The sequence below is a fragment of the Bradyrhizobium sp. UFLA05-112 genome (assembly GCF_053572325.1).
The window spans coordinates 19,586-27,167 of record NZ_JBANBK010000102.1 but is presented as its reverse complement, the minus strand read 5'-3'; the positions used below and the strand labels follow the sequence as shown (position 1 = coordinate 27,167).

Sequence of the window (7,582 nt, the reverse complement as noted above, 5' to 3'; positions counted from 1 at the left end):
CGCGTTGTTGAACGACAGCCGCGCGAAGGTCACCGGGTGCGGCTCGATCGCGATGACCTTGCCTATCGCGCCGACATGGCGCGCCATCACCAGCGCAAATGTGCCGACATTGGCGCCTACGTCGACGAATACGCCGCCGGCCGGCGTGTGCTGGCGCAGGAAGTCGAGCTCGTCGAGATTATAGTCGGGGTTGAACAGCGCGCCGCGCTCGGTCGCGCTCGCCTGATGATGCAAGCGGAACGAGGCGCCCTGATATTGCACGTCGACCGGACCTGCGCGCAGCAAATCGACCAGCCGCGACAGCCACGGGCGGAATGCGCCGCGCTTCAGTCCGGAGCGGTGCGCAAGCGAGATGATCGCAGCCTGCGCCGCATTCGGCGCGAACGCGCCGAATGGCGCGGACGTGGGGTCGGTATCGGGCGTCAAGCAAAAGTCCTCGTAGCAAGCGGCGCATGCATAGCCGGTTTTGCCAGCAACTCCAATGTCGCTCAGACCGCCTTTTTCGGTGTTGCCTTGCGCTGACGCAGGAAACGGCCGAGCAGCCGTCGCCGGCCCTTGCGTGGAACGAGGTCGACGTCGCTCACGAGCCTGGCGCCGCCCTTGTGCCGCTCCAGCACGATCTTGCGGCTATGAAAGGCCTCGAGCTCGGCGCGATGCGCCACGCTGACGATGGTCGCCTTCGGCAATTCGTCCGTGATCATCTTCATCATCCTGTCCTGGCTCTTTTCGTCGAGCGCCGAGGTCGCCTCGTCCAGCACCACGATGTCCGGGCTGTGCAGCAGGAGGCGCGCGAAGGCGAGACGCTGCTTCTCACCGCCCGAGAGCGTCTGGTCCCACGGGCCCTCTTCCTCGATCTTCTCCTTGAGATGATCGAGGCCGACCTTGCGCAGGGCCGCGCAGATCTCATCGACCGTCCAGTCTTCGGCGGCGCCGGGATAGGCGACGGCGCGACGCAGGGTTCCGGTCGGCACATAGGGACGCTGCGGCAGCATGAAAAGCCGTCGGTCGGGGTGGAGGTTGACGCTGCCACCACCCCATGGCCACAGGCCAGCGATCGCGCGCACCAGAGTGCTCTTTCCGGTGCCGGATTCACCGGCCACCAGCAGGCGCTCGCCGGGCTCGATGACCACCTCGGTTTCACCGACCACCGCGGTGCCGTCGTCGAGAGTGACGGAAAGGTCGCGCAATTCGAGCATCGCCTCATTCCCGGTTTCGCCACGCCTGATGCGGCCGAGACCGTCGCCTTGCTCCGCGCGCTCGAGACCATCGAGCGACATCATCAGCGAGGCGATGCGGCGCGCGCAGGCGTTCCAGTCGGCGAGCCGCGGATAGTTGTCGACCAGCCACCCGAAGGCGCTCTGCACGATGGTGAAGGCGGAAGTCGCCTGCATCACCTGTCCGAGCGTCATGCTGCCATCGAGGAATTTCGGTGCGCAGAGCAAGAGAGGGACCACGGGAGCAACGAGGCTCGAGCCCTGCGACACCAGCGTCGTGCGCATATGCTGGCCGGCGAGTCGCGCCCATTGCTGGAGCACGTTGGTGAAGTTGCGGTCGATGCCCTCGCGCTCCTCGTCCTCGCCACCGAGCAGGGCGATGCTCTCGCCGTTCTCGCGCACGCGCGTGAGAGTATAACGGAAGTCGGCTTCCGCCTGGTTCTTGTTCTCGGAGACCTGCACGAAGCGCCGGCCGATCACCAGGATCGAGCTGGATGCGATCGCCGCGTAGAGAATCGCGGCGACGACCAGGAAGCCGGGAATGGTGAACGATGATCCACCGAGCGTGACGGTGAGCGCGCCGCCGATGGTCCAGAGCACGACGATGAAGGTCGCGGCAGACAACGACGCCGAGGTGACGCCGGCGAGGAAGTCGACCGGCGAATCCGTTGCGATCCGCAAATCCTCGGCGATCCGGTATTCGGGATTATCGTGGTCGCCGCTGACGAGATTGAGCTGATAGTAGCGGCCGTTCGCGAGCCATCGCGTCAGCACGCTTGCGGTGAGCCAGCCGCGCCAGCGGCGCTGGATGCGCATGCGCGCGAACACCTGAGCCACGCTAAGCGCGATGCTGCCGAACGCGAGCGGAAAGAACACGGCCGTCAAATGGAAGACGGTGGCGGCGTTGCGTTGCTCGATCGCATCGAAGATCGCGCGATTCCAGACATTGATGCCGTACTGACAGCCCACGGTGGCGACGATCAGGACCACCAGGCCGATGGAGAAAGGCCACGCCAGCCGATCGCCATTTTGTCCCCAAAATCCCCTGGCACTGATCCAGAAGCGCGCCAGCAGATATTCCTTGCGCGCCTCCTCGGCCTCCTCAGGTGATAAATCCGCGTCGGATTCGAGAAGCTCCGGAGGCGGCGGGGCGACCTCGACGCCGCTCTCGCCAGCGATCTCGACAATGGGTGGCGTCTTGCCCTTTTCGCGCTCAGCGGCCGGCTTCTGCATCCGGAACAACGCGAGGGAAAATCAAACGGTTCCTCGTTGTTCCGGTTGCGCTGCCTTATTCTGCCGCCCCATCCCGCACACGGCGCAGCCGTGCGGCCTTGTACAGCACGCGTGACAGCGCCTCGATCGAATAGGGCTTTTGCAGCAGCTCGAAGCCGAAACTGCCGTCCTGCGCCAGTACGTGGCTGTAGCCGCTGGTGAGCACGATGGGCACGTCGATGCCACGGTCGCGGATCGCGTGCGCGAGATCGAGCCCGGTCATGCCGGGCATCACCACGTCGGAGAACATCACGTCGAAGCGATCAGTGTCCACGGTCAGCTCGGCGAGCGCATCGCTGGCATTGTCGACCAGCGTGACGCTGTAACCGAGCTCGGTGAGCCCGTCGGCGGCGAAATTGGCCACCTCGATATTGTCCTCGACGACCAGCACCGACATGCCGCTGCCGGCAATTGCGGGCGCGGTGTCGGGCGCCTGCCGCTGCGGCAGCACCTCGGCGGGCACGCGCGGCAGGTAGAGCGTGAAGGCGCTGCCGCGGCCGACCTCGCTCGCAACCGTCACCTCGCCGCCGGATTGCTTGACGAAGCCGAACACCTGCGACAGGCCGAGCCCGGTGCCGTGGCCGACCTGCTTGGTCGTGAAGAACGGCTCGAAGATGCGGCCGAGCTGGCCTGCGGGAATGCCGGACCCGGTATCGGTGACCGTGACGGTGACGAAGCCGTGGCTGCCGACGAGATGTGCCAGGCTGTCGGGAACGGCTGTCGCGGCCTCCACCGCGAACGTGATCCTGCCGCGGCCCTGCATCGCATCGCGCGCATTGACCGCCATGTTGAACAGTGCCGTCTCGAACTGGCCGGCATCGGCGTTGACGAGAAAGGACCCCGCCGGCAGCCGGATCACGATCTCGATGGCCGGCCCGATCAGCGTGGCGATCATGTCGCGCAACGACTGCACGCGTGCGCCGACGTCGAATACCTCGGGCTTCAGCGTCTGTCGCCGCGCGAAGGCCAGGAGCTGCGAGGTCAGTTTCGCTGCGCGCGCGACAGCGTCTGTGATGGCGTTGATGTAGCGCTGTCTCCGCTCCTCGGACAATTGCGGCCGGTTCAATAGGTCGATGGAGGCGCGGATCACGGTCAGCAGGTTGTTGAAGTCGTGCGCCACGCCGCCGGTGAGCTGTCCGAGTGCCTCGAGGCGCTGGCTGTGCTTGAGTGCCTCCTCGGCGTCGCGCCGCCGTGCCGCTTCGGCCTGGAGGTTCTGGGTGCGCCGGAATGCCAGCGCGAGGATGAAGAACAGCAGGGCCGTGGCCGGCAGGCCGAAGATCAGGTGCTGGCCCATGGTGGCGAGCCAGCGCGAACGGATCGCCGCGGTCTCGAGCCCCGCGCTGACATAGATCGGATATTCGGCGACGCGCTTGTAGCCGATGCGACGCTCGATGCCGTCGGCGGGCCAGGCGATGGTCATGAGCCCGTGCTCGGGGCTCAGCGCGATTTTGCGGCCGACCGGCCCGCCGGGATCGAGCCGGACGTCGTGGTCGAGGTGCGGATAATGCGCCAGCAGGACGCCATCGGTCCGCCCCATCGCGAAGAAGCTGCCGGGATCGCTGCCGATGCGCGCATAAAAGCTCTCGAAATATTCGGGAAATACCGAGGCCTGGATCACGCCGATGAAGCTGCCGTCGTCGGATTCGCGGCGGCGGCTCACGCCGAAGAAGCGGGCGCCCTGGTAGGGTTGGCGCGGCGTCAGCGGTGTGCCGATGAAGGTGCCGATGTTCTGGTCGACATGCGCGTTGAAATAATCCCGGTCCGCGAAGCTGAGCTGCGGCGCCGGCGACAACAGGCTGTTGACCAGCGCGTGGCCCTGCGCATCGAAGATCCAGGCGGATTTGAGCTGCGGCAGCGAATCGGTCAGCCGCTTCAGGCGCAGATGCAGCACCGCCTCGCGCGACCGGATCGCCTCGTCCGAAAGGCCGCGCACGACCTCGTTGAGCTCGGCGAGGCTGCGGTCGATGGTCTCGAACACCTTGAGCGCATGCTCGTGGGCGACTTCGAGCGTACGCTCGATCTCGCGGTCGGCGATGTCGTTGGTCGAATTATAGGAGATCGCCGAGGCGATGATGAACAGCGCAATCGGCAGCGCCAGGGATGCCGCCATCATCCACTGTAGCAGTTTCAACGAATTGCGTTGCGCGCCCTGCACAGTCGCTCCTGACCCGAAGCGAAGTTTACTTGAATTTCCCGCAGGGAAGGAAGTGCTTTGTGAATGGAACCTTTGGTTGCGGCCGGCTCGACTCCGCCCGCAAAGGATGCGCCAGTAGCAGACCTATGTTAAACTACTCTAGGTAGCAATGCGGCCGCAGCGCCAGCGACCGCGGCGGATGCATAAAGTTCGCTTAAACTTGCCGCTCGACGAGCTTCAGCTTCAGCTCGGCGATCGCCTCTGCGGGGTTCAGGCCTTTCGGGCAGGCCTTGGCGCAGTTCATGATGGTGTGGCAGCGATAGAGCCGGAACGGGTCCTCGAGATTGTCGAGCCGTTCGCCGGTTGCCTCATCGCGCGAATCGGACACCCAGCGGTTCGCCTGGAGCAGGGCGGCGGGGCCGAGATAGCGCTCGCTGTTCCACCAATAGCTTGGGCAGGAGGTCGAGCAGCAGGCGCACAGGATGCACTCGTAGAGGCCATCGAGCTTCTCGCGGTCCTCGTGGCTCTGGCGCCATTCCTTTTGCGGCGTCGGCGAGGTCGTCTTCAGCCACGGCTCGACGGAAGCGTATTGCGCGTAGAAATTGGTGAGGTCGGGGACGAGATCCTTCACCACCGGCTGGTGCGGCAGCGGGTTGATCTTCACCGCGCCGTCCTTCACGTCGTGCATCGAACGGGTGCAGGCGAGCGTGTTCTGGCCGTCGATGTTCATGGCGCAGGAGCCGCAGACGCCCTCGCGGCAGGAGCGGCGGAAGGTCAGCGACGGGTCGATGTGGTTCTTGATCCAGATCAGGCCGTCCAGCACCATCGGACCGCAATCGTGGGTGTCGACGTAATAGGTGTCGACGCTCGGATTCTTGCCGTCGTCCGGATTCCAGCGATAGACGCGGAATTCGCGAAGCTCAGTCGCGCCCGCGGGCTTCGGCCAGGTCTTGCCGCCTGATATCTTCGAGTTCTTCGGAAGTGCGAATTCAACCATTGCTCTAACCTTTCGTCATTCCGGGATGGTCCGAAGGACCAGCCCCGGAATCTCGAGATTCCGGGCTCGATGCTCCGCATCGCCCCGGAATGACGAGCTACTGTTGTTCTTCCTCAGTACACGCGCGCCTTCGGCGGGATGTACTGCACGTCGTTGGTCATGGTGTAGTTGTGCACCGGACGGTAGTCGATCGTCACCTTGGCGGCATCGTCGAGCCAGGCCAGCGTGTGCTTCATCCAGTTCTTGTCGTCGCGTGCGGAGAAATCCTCGCGCGCATGCGCGCCGCGGCTTTCGGTGCGGTTGGCGGCCGAGTTCATCGTCACCACTGCCTGCGAGATCAGATTGTCGAACTCGAGCGTCTCGACGAGGTCCGAGTTCCACACCAGCGAGCGGTCGGACACGGCGATGTCGGTGATGCCGCTGTGGACCTTCTGGATCAGGTTCTGGCCTTCGCTCAGCACCTCGCCGGTGCGGAACACCGCGCAATTGTTCTGCATCACGTGCTGCATGCCCTCGCGCAGCTTCGCGGTCGGGGTGCCGCCTGAGGCGTAGCGGTAGTGGTCGAGGCGGCCGAGCGACTGTTCGGCCGAGTCCGCCGGCAGCTCCGGCTGCTTGCCGTTGGCGGTGAGCTTTTCGGCGCAGCGCAGCGCCGCGGCGCGGCCGAACACCACGAGGTCGATCAGCGAGTTGGAGCCGAGACGGTTGGCGCCGTGCACGGAGACGCAGGCCGCCTCGCCGATCGCCATCAGGCCCGGGATCACGGCGTTGTCGTCGCCGTCCTTCTTGGTCAGCACCTCGCCGTGATAATTCGTCGGGATGCCGCCCATGTTGTAGTGCACGGTCGGCACGATCGGAATCGGCTCGCGCGTCACGTCGACATTGGCGAAGATCTTTGCCGATTCGGAAATACCCGGCAGCCGCTCCTGCAGGACCTTTGGATCGAGATGGTCGAGGTGCAGGAAGATGTGATCCTTCTTCTTGCCGACGCCGCGCCCCTCGCGGATTTCGATGGTCATCGCGCGCGAGACGACGTCGCGCGAGGCGAGGTCCTTGGCCGACGGTGCGTAGCGCTCCATGAAGCGCTCGCCCTCGGAGTTGACGAGATAGCCGCCCTCGCCGCGCGCGCCTTCGGTGACGAGACAGCCCGACCCGTAGATGCCGGTCGGGTGGAACTGCACGAATTCCATGTCCTGGAGCGGCAGGCCGGCGCGCAGCACCATGCCGCCGCCGTCGCCGGTGCAGGTATGGGCCGAGGTGCAGGACGCATAGGCGCGGCCGTAGCCGCCGGTCGCCAGGATCGTGGTCTGGGCGCGGAAGCGATGCAGCGTGCCGTCATCGAGCTTCAGCGCGATCACGCCGCGGCAGGCGCCCTGGTCGTCCATGATCAGGTCGATGGCGAAGAACTCGATGAAGAATTCTGCCGCATGGCGCAGCGACTGGCCATACATCGTGTGCAGCATGGCGTGACCGGTGCGGTCGGCGGCGGCGCAGGTGCGCTGCGCCTGGCTCTTGCCGAATTCCGTGGTCATGCCGCCGAACGGACGCTGGTAGATCTTGCCATCCTCGGTACGCGAGAACGGCACGCCCCAATGCTCGAGCTCGTAGACCGCTTCGGGGGCGTGACGCACCATGTATTCGATCGCGTCCTGGTCGCCCAGCCAGTCCGACCCCTTCACGGTGTCGTACATGTGCCAGCGCCAGTCGTCCTTGTGCATGTTGCCGAGCGAGGCGGAGATGCCGCCCTGCGCCGCGACGGTGTGCGAACGGGTCGGAAACACCTTGGTGATGCAGGCCGTGCGCAGGCCCGCCTCGCTGCAGCCGACGACGGCGCGCAGGCCCGCGCCACCGGCGCCGACCACGACGACGTCATAGGTGTGGTCTTCGATCGGATAGGCTTTTCCGTTGGTGGCGGGAGCGCCGTTGCCCTTGCCATTCGTGGTGGCGGCCGATGTTCCGGTAGCCATG

The 7,582-nt window shown here is 65.4% G+C and carries 5 protein-coding genes; all 5 read right to left on the bottom strand.

Features of this window, described 5'->3' with window-relative positions; genetic code table 11:
• Positions 1–426: FkbM family methyltransferase (locus SO180_RS36880; RefSeq protein WP_449383712.1), on the bottom strand; the 426-nt coding region annotated here is incomplete at its 3' end.
• Positions 427–488: 62 nt separating this feature from the next.
• Positions 489–2,447, bottom strand: a complete 1,959-nt coding sequence (locus SO180_RS36875) for an ABC transporter ATP-binding protein/permease (RefSeq protein ID WP_449383711.1) — start codon at positions 2,445–2,447, stop codon at positions 489–491.
• A 55-nt stretch (positions 2,448–2,502) separates the two neighbouring features.
• The gene (locus SO180_RS36870) at positions 2,503–4,641 is read right to left on the bottom strand and encodes an ATP-binding protein (protein ID WP_449383710.1); all 2,139 of its coding nucleotides are present in this window, start codon (positions 4,639–4,641) and stop codon (positions 2,503–2,505) included.
• 193 nt (positions 4,642–4,834) lie between these two features.
• Positions 4,835–5,617, bottom strand: coding sequence for a succinate dehydrogenase iron-sulfur subunit (locus tag SO180_RS36865; RefSeq protein WP_449383709.1), 783 nt, complete (start codon positions 5,615–5,617; stop codon positions 4,835–4,837).
• A 113-nt stretch (positions 5,618–5,730) separates the two neighbouring features.
• Entirely contained in the window at positions 5,731–7,581 is a 1,851-nt protein-coding gene (sdhA, locus tag SO180_RS36860) for a succinate dehydrogenase flavoprotein subunit (RefSeq protein WP_449383708.1), read from the bottom strand.
• Between the last annotated feature and the right edge of the window lies 1 nt (position 7,582).